Here is a 14,215-nt window from a genome sequence, read left to right on the forward strand (position 1 = left end):
TTTTGGGGTTCCGTGACGATTACATCGCCAAGGGGGTTGGTTCCCTGCACCGGCTGCACGGTGCTCATTTTCTTGGCCTTGGAGGATTTCATGTCATTCTTTACCGCGCTGGTCTCCAGCAAAATCGCCGCCGGCGCACTGGCCGCCGGAACCCTCGCCGTCGGGGGAACCGCTGCCGCCGCATACACGGGAACCCTGCCCGCGCCCCTGCAGGAAAACGCCCACACCCTGATTGGCGCCCCCGCGCCGGCCGCGTCCACCGCCCTGGCCACCCAGGCAACCACCACGACCACCACCGCCGAAACAACGGCTTCGGCGACGGCGGACGCGACCGAGACCGCGACAGCGTCCGAGACCCCGTCAGCGACCCCAACGGCAGTGGACGCCACAGGGCCGGCAGCTTACGGGCTTTGCCAGGCCTTCACGAACGGCGGACTGGACACCTCATCGATTGCTTACAAGTCCCTGACCGTGGCCGCTTCCGGCGCATCGAACATCGCCACGTACTGCGCCGCCGTGGCGTCCCCGGGAGAGTCCGCGAGCAACATTCCGGCCGAAACCGGCGCGGACGCGGCCATCGCCCACATCCCCGCGCAGGCCGTGGCCCCGGCAGCACCGCAATTGCCGGCGCAGGCTGTGGCCCCGGCCGCCCCGGAACTGCCGACCCAGGCTGTGGTCCCTGCCGCGCCGCAGCAGGCAGCCACCGGCACCGCGCACCAGCCCTCCACGGCCGGCCGGCCATAGGAAGCTGACAGCCGGTGCTTCTGGTCCGGGACGGGCATGGGGGGTCCCGGACCAGCAAGCAGGTAAAACGCGGGCAAGGGAACGGCTGGTCCGGGCCGTCCTGCATGGTCGGATAGGGTGACTGCCTGGGGGTGATTCGTGAAGACGTCGGTGACAGAGCAGGCGGGTGTGGCACGAACAGACCCGGATGCTGTGTTTGTTGATGCCTACCGGCAGTACTCGCCCGGGGTTTGCGGCTATCTGCGTTCCCGCGGGGTCGAGGATCCCGAGGCCGTGACTCAGGACGTGTTCCTCGCCCTCTACCCGCGCCTCGGGGAACTGCGGGGCGGACCGGCCGGGCTCAGGACGCTGATCTTCAGCATTGCCCACGCCCGGGCGGTGGATTCCCACCGCCGCCGGTCCCGGACACCGGTCTCCATTGAATATGACCCCGCCAGGGATTCCCGGCTCACGGACTCGGCTGAAGACCAGGCGATCGAGGCGATGGCCCTGGGGCACGCGCTGCTGGACAGCCTGCCCGTGGATTACCGGGAAGTCCTCGCCCTGCGGATCATCGCCGAACTGTCCCTGGAGTCCACCGCCAGAATCATGAATAAAACACCCGGGGCCATCAAGCAACTCCAGCGCCGCGCGCTGGCCCGCCTCAAGGAAACCGAGCAGGAAAGAAAGGCCAGGGCAGATCGTGAGTACCAATGATTTCCGCAGCGCCGAGGACCTGCACGACCAGCGCGTCATCGAGGACCTGCTGCGCGAAACCGGGATGGACCACTCGGGCGACGCCGGAGAGCTGACACCGGCCCTGATGCACGTCCGCAGCATCACCCACGGACCGCAACCAACACCATGTGGTGAACTCGCGGCCCTGCTCGCACGCCTGAACACCGAACCAAGCCCGGGCGCGGGAACGGGCACCATCGCCAGTCTCGAGGACCGCCGCCGGACACGACACACCCGCATGGTCATCGCCGCGACCGCGCTCTCCCTGGTCCTGGGAGCCGGCGCCGCCGCCGCTGCCGTGAACCAGGACATCCGCGACGCCGTCCAGAAGACCGTCACCACCGTCGTCACTACCCTCACCGCAGGACTGCACGACCGGTCCCCGGACACGCCGGAACCTCCCTCCACACCGGTGCCCGCAGCCTCGCCGGCGCAGCCGGAGACCCCAAGTTCTTCCGCATCAGGCGAACCCGCAACGCCCAGCATCCCCGCTGCCCCGGCATCTGCCGCGATTCGCCCGGACCCCGGTGCCCCAGTCACCGGCCATCCGGCACCGGTGCCGGCCGAGCCGACCGTCGGCGCCCCTCCCGTTCCGGGACCGTACTCTTCGGTGGCACCTGTGGCACCACCGGAGAGTACGCCGCAAACCTTGCCGGCCACGGGAAGTCATACCACCCAGCACCCGGGCCGGCCGTAGCCACCCTGGCCTGAACCGTGCATGCACCCCCTCATCGGCAACTGCCCTTGAAGGAGTGATGCCGGATGCAATGGCGCAGCGAGTCCGCTTAGCCGTTCCACCCGATCCTGTCAGGGAGTTTCGATGTTCTTGCTCTTAAGTGTCCTGGTCATCGTCGCAGCAATGGCCCATCTGGGGGCCGTCGCGGCCCTGGCATTCCCCGCCGGCAGTGGAGGGCCGGCCGGCCCGGCCATCACAGTCCTGGCTGGCGCAACCGCCGGAACGGCCCTGGCAGGAGCTCTCCTCGCCCCCGGCCTGCTCCCAGGTGCCTGGGCTGCGGCGGCGGCGGTGACGGTCCTGTGCGCGGCCTACTCCCGGGTCCAGCGCAACCTCACCGTCCCCGGGGCCCTGGTGTGGTCCACCTGGTGTTCCCTGACCGCCGTCAGCGCGGCCTGGGCGCTGTTCTTTTTGTTGGGTCTGCAGGTCAGTGCGCTGACGGGGTGGCTGGTATGGGTGAGCGCGGTCCTGGCAGCGGTGACCTCGCCAAGCTCCATCATTCAGGCCAGGGAAGGCTGGGAGGCCCTATTCCGCCGCTCCTGGCTCCGGCCCCGGCTCGCGCTGCAGGACCTGCCCGTGGCGTACCCGCGGGTGTCGATCCATGTTCCTACCCACGCCGAACCTCCTGCGATGGTTATTTCCACCCTCGATGCGCTGGCCGCACTGGACTACCCGGATTTCGAGGTGCTTGTCATCGATAACAACACCGCCGACCCCGCGCTCTGGAAACCCCTCCGCCAGCATTGCCTCAGGCTCGGGCCCCGGTTCCGCTTCCTGCACGTCGAGGGAATCTCCGGCGCGAAAGCCGGTGCGCTGAACTGGGCCGCCCCCTACACGGACCCGGCCGCGGAACTGATCGGGGTGGTCGACGCGGACTACCACGTCAGCCCGGACTGGCTGACGAAAACCGTCGGGCACTTCGCTGAAGCCCGCGTCGGGTTCGTCCAGGCACCCCACGCCTACCGGGACCACGAAGCCAGCCGGTTCCGCCGCTGGGCCAACTGGGAATACACCGTGTTTTTCACCACCGGGATGGTGGCCCTGAACGAGCACAACGCGGGTCTGACCGTGGGCACCATGTCCCTGATCAGACGCGAAGCCCTGGAGGAGGCCGGCGGGTGGGCGCAGTGGTGCCTGACCGAAGACAGCGAACTGGCCATCCGGATCCACGCCCTCGGCTACGACGGTATCTACCTGCGCGAGCCCCTCGGATGGGGACTGATCCCGGAAACCTTCGCCGCGTACCGGAAACAACGGTTCCGCTGGACCTACGGACCCGTCCAGGAAATGCGCAGACACTGGAAACTGTTCCTCCCGGCTGCCCTGGGCGGGGAACGCACGGCATTGACATGGCGGCAACGGATCCACCACGGAAACCACGGACTGGACGTGGCCTGCATCGGATTGCGCGCCCTCACCCTTCCCCTGGGCGCGCTGACCGCACTGTCCATGGCCATCCAGCACGAGAACGTTCCGATGCCCTTCGCCCTGTACCTCGGATCCACGGCGGTCCTGATCAGCAGCACCGTCCTGCGCGTACTGATCTACACCCGCCCGGTCGGCGCGACCCTCACCCAGGCCCTCGGCGGCACCCTGGCCTTCGCCGCCCTGAACCACATCATCACCCTGGCAAGCCTCAAAGCCCTCTTCGGCCGCCCCGCCACCTGGGAACGGACCAACAAATTCCCCGCCACACGCCGGCATCTGGGCGCACTGCACGACACCGGTACCGAAAGCCTCATCGCCACGACAGGACTGGCCATCTCCGCCTCACTGATACTCCTTGGGCCCGGCGGCCTCATCACCATGTTCGCCCTCGCACTCGGCGCCCAATCCCTGCTCTACCTGGCCAGCCCCGCACTCGCCCTCATCGCCGACCACGAACTCACCCACACCCAACACCGCGAGAGCCGGAACCCGCTCCCCGCAGCGGCCCCGTAAGCAGACAACAAAAAACCTGCACAGCGCCGTACACAATGCTCCCGGCGTGGCCCACCAGCTCGACACCCGCTCCGTGATCGCCGCCCACGCCACCCTGAATGATATGGGTCAAATAAAGCGGGTCTTTGGCCCCTTATAAGAAACCTTTCGACACTGGCATGCTTTCGTCCATGCCGTTCTTCCTCGAATACGCAACCGACGAGGGCGCCGGCCGTTTCGTGGTTGAAGCCGTGGATTTCAGTGACGCACTGGTTAAAAGCAAGGCCTCTGTACGAGGTTTGGGTTGCATCAATGCGGCCCTGCGACTTACCCCGGACCCGAATCCCGCCTTCGGCGAAGGTTCAATCCTCGCCCTATATAGGCGCGGCCAAGGCTGGAAGATCCAGGGAGCGCGGCAGGCGTAGTCTCCGCAGCGCTGTCCACGGGGCCAGGGCCGCCGTGGCCGGGCCAGGCAAGAGTAACCCGGCCCTGCCAGTCAGACGATTTTCGGTGCGCTGGCAACGATGTAACCGGTCGCCGCCGGTCCTTTCATGTCGAGATGAGCCATGCTGCCGAAAATATCTCAGGCAGACACCAAGGGGCAGGAGCGCCCGGTCCCTTGGCTCCCGGTCAGAATGCCTCCGCCACCCACGGCCGGACAATTCCCTGGAGCTCCCCTGCCGTATCACCCGCTACCGATGCACTGTCCACATTGCTCAGGCGAGTGCACAATGTTCCCGGGAGCGCCTTTCCACTCGGGAGCCCTGCTAACTATGGAAGATATGAGGGTTGGCCACCCATGCCGCGTTTAGGAACAGCAGGCGCCAGCGCTCCGTGGCGCAGCTCCGCCGCGCCCTGTCAGGCCCGGCACCGGTCATGGTGCCGGGCGCACGACGATGGCGGAGCCGCACTGGTTGATGGTCGTTCCCGAGCTTGAGGCTGCGGTGGCGGTCTTCGTGCCGGTGGCGGTCGTATCGGTCAGCGGCAGGGAGTTGACTTCGATGGCCGCGTTCGACTTGGACGCGATGTTCGACGTTGCGTCGGCCAGCTCAGTTGTCCCTGACGGTGGCGTGAACGTTGTGGTTGCGGAGTTGGTGCCGTTCCTCACCCCGTGGGCTGACAGCAACAACGCACCTGGTGTTACGGGTGTGATGGACGGGGCCCGGACATCCGGATAGGCCACCCCGGAGTTGGTGTCGGTGGTCGGCGTGACGTCCAGCGGTGTCGTCCGGCTGGCGCCCTGCACAGCGACGGTCGACCAGGCATACCGGGCTGCGGGTTCCGGTACACTCGGGGCCGTGTCGCCGGACTGCATCACCCGATACCACACTGCCTGGTGTGCCGAGGTGGATCCGGCGCTGGTGAAGTCAGCTATCGCCCGTGTCCAGCCCGGAGGAGCGGTCGTGTTGGCCGACCCGGAGACGGTCACCTGAGAGAACAGGAACACAGTATCACCGGGCGGCCGGGCGGCGGTGTACGAACCCGTGGCCGTCAGTTCGCCGGATCCGGTCGCCGACGACCGGACCGAGACCCCTGTGGCCGTCGCCGTCGCCGTGGCTGTGGCCGTCGGCATAGCTGTTGCGGTCGAGGTAGCGGTTGCTGTCGGTGTCGGGCTTGGCGAAGGTGCCCAGGCGTACCGCGAAGTCACGCGTGGGACCTTCGTATGGCGGCACCGGCCCTGACCTGCCGAGTCTATGCAGGCCTTTCAGGGTTGGCGGGCTTGCCTTCGCAGGAGGATCTGCAAGCCGCGATGCGCTCACGGTCTTAGCTGGCCGCGGCGGCTGGAACACCGGCTCGCAACGCATCCCGTTGCCGGGGTCACCAGAGGCCGTCGTCACGGTTCATCCCCTGGTTTCCGCCTTAGGCCGCCGTGCCGGATTCGACCGGCAGGCCGCCGAGGCGCCATTCCAGCATTCCTTCATTGAGCCGGGCGGCCTTGCGGCCGGCGGCGTGCAACAGGTCCACGGCCTCGTAGGCCAGGACGCAGTAGGCGCCGCGGCAGTAGGCCACGATCTCGCGGTCCCCGGGCAGCTCGGAGAGCCTGTCGCGGAGTTGTTCGAGCGGGATGGACAGGGCCCCGGGAATGTGCGCGGCCTCGTACTCCTCGCCGGGACGGACATCGAGCACCGTCACCGTGCCGGCGCCGGCACGGGCCAGGAGGTCCTCGCGGGTGACTTCCTCGTCCCCGGCGCGGGCGCCCTCCAGCCCCAGGTACGCGACACGCTTCGGTTCGACGCCGGCCACGTGTTCCTGCGCCACCGAGCGGAGCAGGCTGTAGAGCCGCAGGACGTCCGGCCCCGCAAGGTCGTAGTGGATCCTCGTGCCCTCGCGCCGCGCGCTGACGAGGCCGGCCTGCCGGAGGGTCTGCAGGTGCGCCGAGACCGTACTCAATCCCAGTCCGGCAGCGGATGCGAGGGATTCCACGCTCCGCTCGCCCTGGCTGAGCAGGTCCAGCAGCTCCAGCCGCTTACCGTTGGCCAGGGCCTTGCCGACCTGGGCGAACTCCTCGAAGAGTTCCGATTTCCTGGCCTTGTCTCCCACTTGCTCCTCCAAAGATCCGTGTAATACTGATTTGAATACTATTCCATGGATGTTTGGAATACCAAGGATCTGTGCCGGGTGTTTCCCGGCATGGGAAGGAAGGGAAGTCATGGGCTCCTTGAATCTGATCCCCGTTGTGGACGAGGGTCTGGGCAACTCGACGTACCTGCTGGACCTCGGGGACGGCCGCGCCCTCGTGATGGACCCGGAACGGGACCTGCGGCAGGTACGCGCCGAGGCCTCCCGGCGGGAGCTCGCGATCGCCTACGCCGTGGAAACCCACCTGCACGCAGACTTCATCTCCGGTGTCGCCGAACTCGCCGAGATCGAGGGCGCCACCGTACTGGCTCCCGAGGTCGGGGCCCGGGGTTTCGCCCACACCGGGCTCACGGACGGGCAAAGCGTTGAACTGGGCCGGTTCACCCTGGAAGCCCTGCACACCCCCGGGCACTCCCCCGAGCACCTGTCCTACCTGCTGCGGGAGGGCGGCGATCTGGCCGGGATCTTCACCGGCGGCTCCCTGATGGTCGGCACCGCCGGACGGACCGACCTGGTCAGCCCGGAGATGACCGTGCCGCTGGCCCGGGCACAGTACCGGTCCCTGCAGCGGCTGATGGAATTCCCCGACGCCACCCCGGTGTGGCCCACCCACGGCGCCGGGTCCTTCTGCTCCGCCGGCGGCAGCGGTGAACGGGTCACCACCATCGGCGCCGAACGGGCCACCAACCCGCTGCTGCAGCTCGACGGTGAGGAGGCCTTCGTCGAAGCACTCCTGGGCACCGTGGGGACCTTCCCCGACTATTTCCTCCGCCTGGGCGAGATCAATAAGCGCGGCCCGGCTGTGCTGCCCGGCGAGCCCCGGCTGACCCCGCTGTCCGCGGTGTCCGTCGAAGCACTCCTCACCGACGGGGCGCAGGTGATCGATACCCGCCAGGCGGCCGACTTCGCGGCCGGGCACGTCCCGGGCTCGATCTCGATCCCGTTCCGTCCGGTCTTCGCGACCTGGCTCGGCTGGCTGGCCACCCCGGAAGCCCCGGTGGTCATCGTCCGCGGCCCGGATCAGGATCCCGTGGACATCGCCACGGCAGCGGCGAAGGTCGGATTCGACACCCTCGCCGGTGAACTGGACGGGGGTTACCAGGTGTGGGGCAAGGACCATGCCGGGACCGAGGGCGTTGCCCTGATCGGGCCGGAGCAAATGATTGACCGGTTGCAGGCGGGCGCTTCCGTGCTCGACATCCGCCAGGGCGGTGAGTACGCGGCAGGCCACGTCCCCGGCGCGGTGAACGTTGAACTCGGCTACCTCCCCGACTCCCTCGATGCCGTTCCGGCCGGACCGGTCATTGTCATGTGCGGGCACGGTGAACGCGCCATGGGCGGGGCGAGCATCCTCGCCGCGTCCGGCCGAACGGGCGTCTCTGTCTTCAACGGCGGCCCGGGCGACTGGGCAGCGGCCGCCGGCCAGCAGCTGGAAGCCGGTACCCCCCTGGCGGCAAGCCGGTGAGCAACCCCCACACTGCGACCGGGCCCCACGGCACCCGCGCCCGGCCCGCGCTCATCCTGGGCCTGCGGCAGAACCTGGCCCAGTTCATGCTCCTGGTGGCCGTCAACGCCCTCGTTGGCGGCACCCTCGGGCAGGAACGCACCATCCTGCCGCTGCTGGCCGACCAGGTCTTCCACCTGGACCTCTACACCTCCGCGCTGACCTACATCCTCGCTTTCGGGGTGGCCAAGGCCGGTACCAACTACTTCGCCGGCACCCTCTCGGACCGGTACGGCCGCAAACCGGTCCTGATCGCCGGTTGGCTGATCGCGGTCCCGGTGCCGCTGCTGCTGATCTTCGGGCCCTCCTGGGGCTGGATCGTGACCGCGAACGTCATCCTCGGCATCAGCCAGGGCCTGACCTGGTCCACGACCGTGGTGATGAAGATGGACCTCGTCGGCCCGTCCCGCCGGGGCCTGGCCATGGGCCTGAACGAGGCCGCCGGTTACCTCGGCGTCGCCGGGACCGCGCTGGCCACCGGCTACATCGCCGCCACCTACGGACTCCGCCCCGGACCCTTCCTGCTCGGCGCCGCCTACATCGCCCTGGGCCTGGGCCTGTCCATCTTCGCAGTGAAGGAAACACGGGACCACGCCAGGCTCGAAGCGTCCAGCCACACAGCAGCCCACTCCGACGCCCACGGGGAGCTGAGCAACAGGGAAATCTTCACCCTGACCAGCTTCCGGGACAAATCCTTGTCCTCGGTCAGCCAGGCAGGCATGGTGAACAACCTCAATGACGGCCTCGCCTGGGGACTGTTCCCGCTCCTTTTCGCCGGCGCAGGGCTCACCGTCGAAAAAATCGGGATCCTCGCCGCCGTCAACCCCGCAGTCTGGGGTGCCGCGCAACTGGTCACCGGCGCCATGTCGGACAGGTACGGCCGTAAATGGCTGATCGTCGCCGGCATGCTGATCCAGGCCACCGCACTGGGCATGGTCGCAGCCGGAACCAGCTTCGGGACCTGGCTGGCCGCCGCGATCCTCCTCGGCCTCGGAACCGCCCTGGTCTACCCCACCCTCTTGGCCGCCATCGGCGACGTCGCACACCCCGCATGGCGGGCCCGCTCCGTAGGCATCTACCGGCTCTGGCGCGACGGCGGATTCGCCGTCGGCGCCCTCCTCGCCGGTATCCTTGCCGACGCCTTCGGCATCCCCGCAGCAGTCGCCGCCGTCGCCGCCCTCACCGCACTCTCCGGCATCCTCGTCGCACTCCGGATGCGCGGATCAGACTACAACCGGACGTCCAATAATCATCAGGACAGCGCGACGCCCCCGGGCCAGCTAGAACCGTCCACGGGCACCTAAGCTGCCCACACGAGAGCCAAGGCTTCCACCGCGTGACCGGGGCTTGTTGCCCCGTATACCCCCGCGCTGCCATGCTCTCCGAGAGCTGGGCCGGCGCGTCCAGAAGCTCACCAGCCAGATCAACGACCTGGATAGAGACCTGCTCCATCTGGTCAGCGCAGTCGCGCCCAGCACCCTCGTCCTGCTGCAGGTGGGCCCGGTCAGTGTCGCCCAACTAAAGCAGATCCCGCCGCTGCGTCCGGGCGTGGGAGCTGGCCGGCCCGGCATAGGGGGCTCGGTGACTTTCGGTGTCGGGCATCATCGGCAGCTGGTGAGGAGGGTCAGGCGAACGCTACCGTCTTGGCTCCGGCAAGGATCTCCTCAACGATCTTGGCGGCTCCTACGATGGTGGAGCCCTTTTCGAGTTGCTCCTCGGTGATGCCTCGGGGTTTGGCGCAGGCGCCGCACAGCCACACCTGGCCGCCGTTATCGATGAACTCGGTGTACAGGTTGCCGAGCTCGGGCAGCCCGGGCTGGGCCACTCCGTCGGTTCCACCCGTGGTCCCCAGCCACACGGCTTCGATAGTGCACAGCACGATCGCATCCTGGCCTGCTGTCGCCGCGACATTCGCGGCGACAAACGGGAGCGTGGCGCGCTCGGGTTCTTCCTTTCCATAAGTGCAGTTGAAGATCAGCTTCTCACTCATCTCATCGTCCCCTTTCCACATTCACCAGCAGACGTCCGTCTCCCAGTACTTTGATCGAATGAACAACATGGCCCATCAGGCGGGCCAGGGAAGGCAGATCCTCTTTGGCAGCCGGATCGCGGGCGCTTACCACGAGCACGTCACCGATCGGGATGTGCTGGATCTGTTCGCGGAAGGCTTGGGCGAGACCGTCGGCGCACCCTAGGTCTCCCGCGTCATAGGGGTGCACGTGAAGCGACTCGTCAACTGTGGCCGGGCGGAAACCGGAGCACAGCAGATCAATCGCTTCTATGCGACCGTCGGTGCCGACGTCGAGCATCAGGTGCTGCTCGAGCAGCAGCCACCCCCTCACATCGTGGAGCCGGAAGCGGTACGTCACCACCGCACGGCCTTCGATCTCCTGGGCGTTGGAGGCCTCCACCTGGAACTGGTCGGCCCCGCCGAACCAACTCGCGAACCGGCGGATGGCCGCGTGCGCGCCCTGATCGGTCATGAGCCTGCCCGGGACCAGCATCCTGAACTGGATGTCCTGGGCCAGCAGCAACTGGGCTTTCGTGAACTCGCGGGCGGACAGGGCATTTAGAAAAGCGGCCGCGACACCGCCCGGTCCAGCCGCAGCGGGGACGCCCGGCAAGCTGTTGTGCATATCTTCGGAGAGCATGGCCCCTCCTCCGCTGGGTTCGTTCTCGCTTCTTGCCACTCACGCTACAGAGGACGCCGTTCCGCGAACGTTCCGCTGCGAACGCTGTCTGGAGCCGGGGCCCGTCGGTTAGTATCCCAGTAGTGAACGAAGTGGAATTCCAACTCCTCGGACGGTTTGCCCTCGCAGTCGATGGCAGTCTGATGCCCGATGATGCTTGGGGAAGTCGTCGGGCAGCAGACGTTCTCAAGCTGCTCGCGCTCTCCCATGGCTTCCGCCTTCACAGGTCGCAGGTCATGGAGGCGCTCTGGCCCGAGAGTGGTCCCCAAGCCGCCGGTACAAACCTCCGCAAAGCCCTGCATTTCGCCCGCCGCGCCACCGCAGACGAGCAGACCGTCGTGAGTCACCAGGGGGTTCTCCTTCTTTGGCCCGCTGCGCAGGTCCACACTGACGTTGAGCGCTTCGAGGGTGCAGCGCGCCGAGCGCTGGCTGCGAGCGATCCTGCGGCGTGCCGATCCGCCGTGAATCTTTACCACGGCGAACTCCTTCCCGACGACCGCTACGAGTCCTGGCTGGCGGAGCCACGCGGGCGTCTGCGCCAGCTGTATCTGGAGCTTCTGCGCGTGGGGGAGTTATGGCAGGGGCTCTCCGACGAAGATCCCACAGACGAGCAGGCAGCCCGCGCGCTCATGCGGGCCCATCTGGACGCTGGCGAACGCCGAGAGGCGATCCGCCGGTTCGAGCGGCTGCGGGAGGCACTCCGTGACCACCTGGGAGTCGGGCCGGACCGGGCCACTGTCGCCCTCTATGAAGAGGTCCTGACCGGCGAAGGAGCGCTCCAGCCCACCCAGGCCGAACGTGCCCACGCCCTGCTCGCCTGGGCTCTGGTGCATCTGAACCGCAATGACCTCAAGGAGGCGGAGCGTGCAGCGGAGGAGGCACGCTCCATCGCCTTGGACTCCAGGTTGGGCCGAGAGCTTGGAGAAGCCGCTGTCATCCTCGCCAAGGTCGCCATGGCCCAAGGGCGCTGGCGCGAGCGGTTCGCCTCAGAGCTCGCTCAGTCCATGCGCTTGCGTGCCAACATGGAGCCCATCGTCTACGACGCGCACCTCTGCCTCGCCGAGTACCACCTCACAGGGCCTGGGGGCTACGCCGTCGCTGCCGACTTCGCACGCCAGATGATGGGGATCGCCGAGGAGGCCGGCTCGGGGAGCGGCGCCGCGCTGGCCCAACTCATGCTTGGCGAGGCCGAGCTACTTGCGGGGCATCTCACCGAGGCTCAGAAGAACCTCGCGCAGGCGGCGGAGACAAATGACCGTGAAGGCTGTCTTTCCGGATCCGCCCTTTCGCGGCAGAGGCTGGCAGAAGTCGCGCTGATCGGCGGCCGGAAGTTCGACGCGAACCGACTGCTCAAGCGGGCACGCCCATTAGCCGTCCGCTCCGAACTTGCCACCCACCTGTTGGTGCGTGTCTTCGGCACCATGATCCAGGCTGCTGCCGATCCGGAAAAGGCCCTCGCCGTCGTGCGGGTCGCCGAGCGGGAGCTGAGCGGGATGCGCTCCTGCGAGCCCTGCTCGATGGGCTACCTGACCAGTGCCGCGGCGGCCTGCGCCCGAGCCGGCGAGCTTGATCGGTCACGCTACTTCGTCAGCAGAGCCGAAGGAATCGCGGGCATGTGGCAGGGAGGCCTGTGGAGCGGCGCCGTGTGGGAAGCCCGTGGCGTCCTCCGTCAGGCCGAAGGCGCAGATGAACAGTCGCGGGCAATGTTCCGAGAAGCAGCCCAGGAATACGCACGCGCCGGCTTTCAGTCCGATGCCCAGCGCTGCCTCGAAGCCGCGGCAAGCCCGCTGAGCAACCGACCTTGAACGCGTGTTCTTTGACCTGGTGCTGAAGCAGGCTCGGCTCTGCAAAGCGCCGCCGACCGCAGCGCCGCAGGCCACTGGCCGGCCATCACCGCCGCCCTGAATCCCCTGGCTGCCAAACCGGATCTTGTCCCTGCCGGCTTTGGGCAAGAACGTGGGGAAAGAGCCAGGTTTGTCTACCGCTCGACGCCCCGTCCATGGCTTGTTCGCCCAAGGTGAAATAGACTGTGGTTGGGTCGAGTTCTTATGTTTCGGCCGCGGTGCAAGACTCCGCGGTCCTTTGAATATCTTGGCCGTGCTTATTGTTCCGGGGGTATATCAATGTCCTGGTTTCGTCGCATCGCACCCCTTCTCACACTCGCTCTCTTCACCGCAACAGCCGGTGTGACCGCGGCGGTGGCGAACCCCCCAGCCCCACACGAGCATTACGCCAACCACCCCATCCGCGTCCGACCGGGGGCCACGGCGGCACCCGCCGGCGTCGCCCCGGCAACCTTGCAGGTAGCCTACAACTTCCCCACCGGGATCACCGCAGGTTATGGTACGACCATCGCCATTGTCGATGCCTACAACGACCCGAGCGCCGAATCCGACCTGGGCGTCTTCAGCACCCAGTTCAAATTGCCGACCTGCACGACCGCGAACGGCTGCTTCACCAAAGTCAATCAAAACGGCGGCACGAAGTACCCGAGGCCCGATTCCGGGTGGGCGCTGGAAATCTCCCTGGACATCCAGTGGGCCCACGCCATCGCACCAGGCGCGAAGATCCTGCTCGTTGAAGCAGCGAGCAACAGCTTCACGAACCTGATGGCGGCCGAAGATTACGCCTCCACGCACGCCCAGTACGTCTCCAACAGTTGGGGCAGCTCAGAATTCAGCGGCGAATCGGCCTATGACACCCACTTCAACCGCGGCGGGGTCAGTTACTTCGTGTCCTCAGGGGATAACGGCGCCCCCGCAGGCTACCCCTCGGCTTCCCCGAACGTCATCTCCGTCGGCGGCACCACCCTGCACTTCGACAGCAGCGGCGCCCTGACCAGTGAAACCGGGTGGAGCAGCTCTGGGGCGGATGCAGCGCCTACGAAACCGCCAACCCCACCCAGGCAAACTTCAGCCAATACACCCAGGTGAACTGCAGAGGCAAGCGTGCCACCCCCGACGTCTCCCTGGAGGCCGACCCCGCATCAGGAGTCTCGGTCTACGACTCCACCCCCTACTACGGACAGACCGGCTGGTTCACCGTCGGCGGCACCAGCGTCTCCTCACCAATATGGGCTGCACGATCCGCTGACGCAGCCGCCGTAGTCAACGCCGCCTATGTGTATGGAAGCTCCATCACCTTCCGGGACATCGCGACCGGGAATAACGGCAACCCGTGCCTGACCGGACTCGACCTGGTCACCGGACGGGGAAGCTGGACCGGCTAAGCCGTTACCTCATCACGCCTGCCTGGACAGCAGGCAATTCGAAGCGGGGGTGGTTGGGCCCCCGCTTGAACGACACCGCTTGACCGATTTCGATCTGT

The 14,215-nt window shown here is 67.1% G+C and carries 16 protein-coding genes; 10 read left to right on the forward strand and 6 right to left on the reverse strand.

Features of this window, described 5'->3' with window-relative positions:
- Positions 1 to 90: 90 nt before the first annotated feature.
- From PUN71_RS07445 to PUN71_RS07465, 5 genes are all read left to right on the forward strand, one after another.
- Positions 91 to 744: a protein tyrosine phosphatase gene (locus PUN71_RS07445; protein ID WP_277797893.1), complete on the forward strand. Its 654-nt coding sequence runs from the start codon at positions 91 to 93 to the stop codon at positions 742 to 744.
- A gap of 168 nt (positions 745 to 912) precedes the next feature.
- Positions 913 to 1,440 (forward strand): RNA polymerase sigma factor, encoded by a 528-nt coding sequence (locus tag PUN71_RS07450; RefSeq protein ID WP_277797894.1) that lies wholly within the window; start codon positions 913 to 915, stop codon positions 1,438 to 1,440.
- Entirely contained in the window at positions 1,427 to 2,158 is a 732-nt protein-coding gene (locus tag PUN71_RS07455; protein WP_277797895.1) for a hypothetical protein, read from the forward strand. The genes PUN71_RS07450 and PUN71_RS07455 overlap by 14 nt, the downstream gene beginning before the upstream one ends.
- Before the next feature lie 123 nt (positions 2,159 to 2,281).
- Positions 2,282 to 4,135, forward strand: a complete 1,854-nt coding sequence (locus PUN71_RS07460) for a glycosyltransferase family 2 protein (RefSeq protein WP_277797896.1) — start codon at positions 2,282 to 2,284, stop codon at positions 4,133 to 4,135.
- A gap of 170 nt (positions 4,136 to 4,305) precedes the next feature.
- Entirely contained in the window at positions 4,306 to 4,539 is a 234-nt protein-coding gene (locus PUN71_RS07465) for a hypothetical protein (protein ID WP_277797897.1), read from the forward strand.
- 449 nt (positions 4,540 to 4,988) lie between these two features.
- On the opposite strand, the gene PUN71_RS07470 is transcribed toward PUN71_RS07465, so the two are convergent.
- The 3 genes from PUN71_RS07470 to PUN71_RS07480 all read right to left on the reverse strand — a co-directional run bounded on the left by PUN71_RS07470 (position 4,989) and on the right by PUN71_RS07480 (position 6,655).
- Positions 4,989 to 5,561: a hypothetical protein gene (locus tag PUN71_RS07470; protein ID WP_277797898.1), complete on the reverse strand. Its 573-nt coding sequence runs from the start codon at positions 5,559 to 5,561 to the stop codon at positions 4,989 to 4,991.
- A gap of 4 nt (positions 5,562 to 5,565) precedes the next feature.
- Positions 5,566 to 5,787, reverse strand: a complete 222-nt coding sequence (locus tag PUN71_RS07475; RefSeq protein WP_277797899.1) for a hypothetical protein — start codon at positions 5,785 to 5,787, stop codon at positions 5,566 to 5,568.
- Between the two features lie 187 nt (positions 5,788 to 5,974).
- Entirely contained in the window at positions 5,975 to 6,655 is a 681-nt protein-coding gene (locus PUN71_RS07480) for an ArsR/SmtB family transcription factor (protein WP_277797900.1), read from the reverse strand.
- A gap of 109 nt (positions 6,656 to 6,764) precedes the next feature.
- Between PUN71_RS07480 and PUN71_RS07485 the strand changes: the two genes are divergently transcribed.
- Together PUN71_RS07485 and PUN71_RS07490 are read left to right on the forward strand one after the other, a co-directional pair.
- Entirely contained in the window at positions 6,765 to 8,159 is a 1,395-nt protein-coding gene (locus tag PUN71_RS07485; RefSeq protein WP_277797901.1) for an MBL fold metallo-hydrolase, read from the forward strand.
- Between the two features lie 86 nt (positions 8,160 to 8,245).
- A complete protein-coding gene (locus PUN71_RS07490) occupies positions 8,246 to 9,502 on the forward strand; it encodes an MFS transporter (RefSeq protein ID WP_277797932.1) in 1,257 nt (418 codons plus the stop codon).
- 320 nt (positions 9,503 to 9,822) lie between these two features.
- Here PUN71_RS07490 and PUN71_RS07495 read toward each other — a convergent pair whose 3' ends face one another.
- From PUN71_RS07495 to PUN71_RS07505, 3 genes are read right to left on the reverse strand one after another with little or no spacing between them, the layout of a single operon-like run.
- A complete protein-coding gene (locus PUN71_RS07495) occupies positions 9,823 to 10,188 on the reverse strand; it encodes a DsrE family protein (protein ID WP_277797902.1) in 366 nt (121 codons plus the stop codon).
- A gap of 1 nt (position 10,189) precedes the next feature.
- Positions 10,190 to 10,849, reverse strand: coding sequence for a sulfurtransferase TusA family protein (locus PUN71_RS07500; protein WP_277797903.1), 660 nt, complete (start codon positions 10,847 to 10,849; stop codon positions 10,190 to 10,192).
- A gap of 44 nt (positions 10,850 to 10,893) precedes the next feature.
- Positions 10,894 to 11,364, reverse strand: coding sequence for a hypothetical protein (locus PUN71_RS07505; protein WP_277797934.1), 471 nt, complete (start codon positions 11,362 to 11,364; stop codon positions 10,894 to 10,896).
- Here PUN71_RS07505 and PUN71_RS07510 point away from each other — a divergent pair.
- From PUN71_RS07510 to PUN71_RS07520, 3 genes are all read left to right on the forward strand, one after another.
- Complete coding sequence (locus PUN71_RS07510) at positions 11,314 to 12,693, forward strand: AfsR/SARP family transcriptional regulator (RefSeq protein ID WP_277797933.1); 1,380 nt, start codon at positions 11,314 to 11,316, stop codon at positions 12,691 to 12,693. The two genes, PUN71_RS07505 and PUN71_RS07510, sit on opposite strands and share 51 nt — an antisense overlap.
- A gap of 393 nt (positions 12,694 to 13,086) precedes the next feature.
- Entirely contained in the window at positions 13,087 to 13,821 is a 735-nt protein-coding gene (locus PUN71_RS07515) for a S8 family serine peptidase (protein ID WP_283532396.1), read from the forward strand.
- On the forward strand, positions 13,818 to 14,117 hold the full coding sequence (locus PUN71_RS07520; protein WP_277797905.1) for a hypothetical protein: 300 nt from the start codon (positions 13,818 to 13,820) through the stop codon (positions 14,115 to 14,117). The genes PUN71_RS07515 and PUN71_RS07520 overlap by 4 nt, the downstream gene beginning before the upstream one ends.
- The last annotated feature ends 98 nt before the right edge of the window (positions 14,118 to 14,215 follow it).

This window comes from Arthrobacter sp. NQ7 (genome assembly GCF_029581595.2).
GTDB lineage: Bacteria > Actinomycetota > Actinomycetes > Actinomycetales > Micrococcaceae > Arthrobacter > Arthrobacter phenanthrenivorans_B.

Excerpts from the sequence above, each read along its gene's own strand:
- PUN71_RS07500 (WP_277797903.1), bottom strand. The coding sequence starts at position 10,849 with ATGCTCTCCGAAGATATGCACAACAGCTTGCCGGGCGTCCCCGCTGCG.
- PUN71_RS07460 (WP_277797896.1), top strand. The coding sequence starts at position 2,282 with ATGTTCTTGCTCTTAAGTGTCCTGGTCATCGTCGCAGCAATGGCCCAT.
- PUN71_RS07445 (WP_277797893.1), top strand. The coding sequence starts at position 91 with ATGTCATTCTTTACCGCGCTGGTCTCCAGCAAAATCGCCGCCGGCGCA.
- PUN71_RS07495 (WP_277797902.1), bottom strand. The coding sequence starts at position 10,188 with ATGAGTGAGAAGCTGATCTTCAACTGCACTTATGGAAAGGAAGAACCC.
- PUN71_RS07465 (WP_277797897.1), top strand. The coding sequence starts at position 4,306 with ATGCCGTTCTTCCTCGAATACGCAACCGACGAGGGCGCCGGCCGTTTC.
- PUN71_RS07485 (WP_277797901.1), top strand. The coding sequence starts at position 6,765 with ATGGGCTCCTTGAATCTGATCCCCGTTGTGGACGAGGGTCTGGGCAAC.
- PUN71_RS07490 (WP_277797932.1), top strand. The coding sequence starts at position 8,246 with ATGCTCCTGGTGGCCGTCAACGCCCTCGTTGGCGGCACCCTCGGGCAG.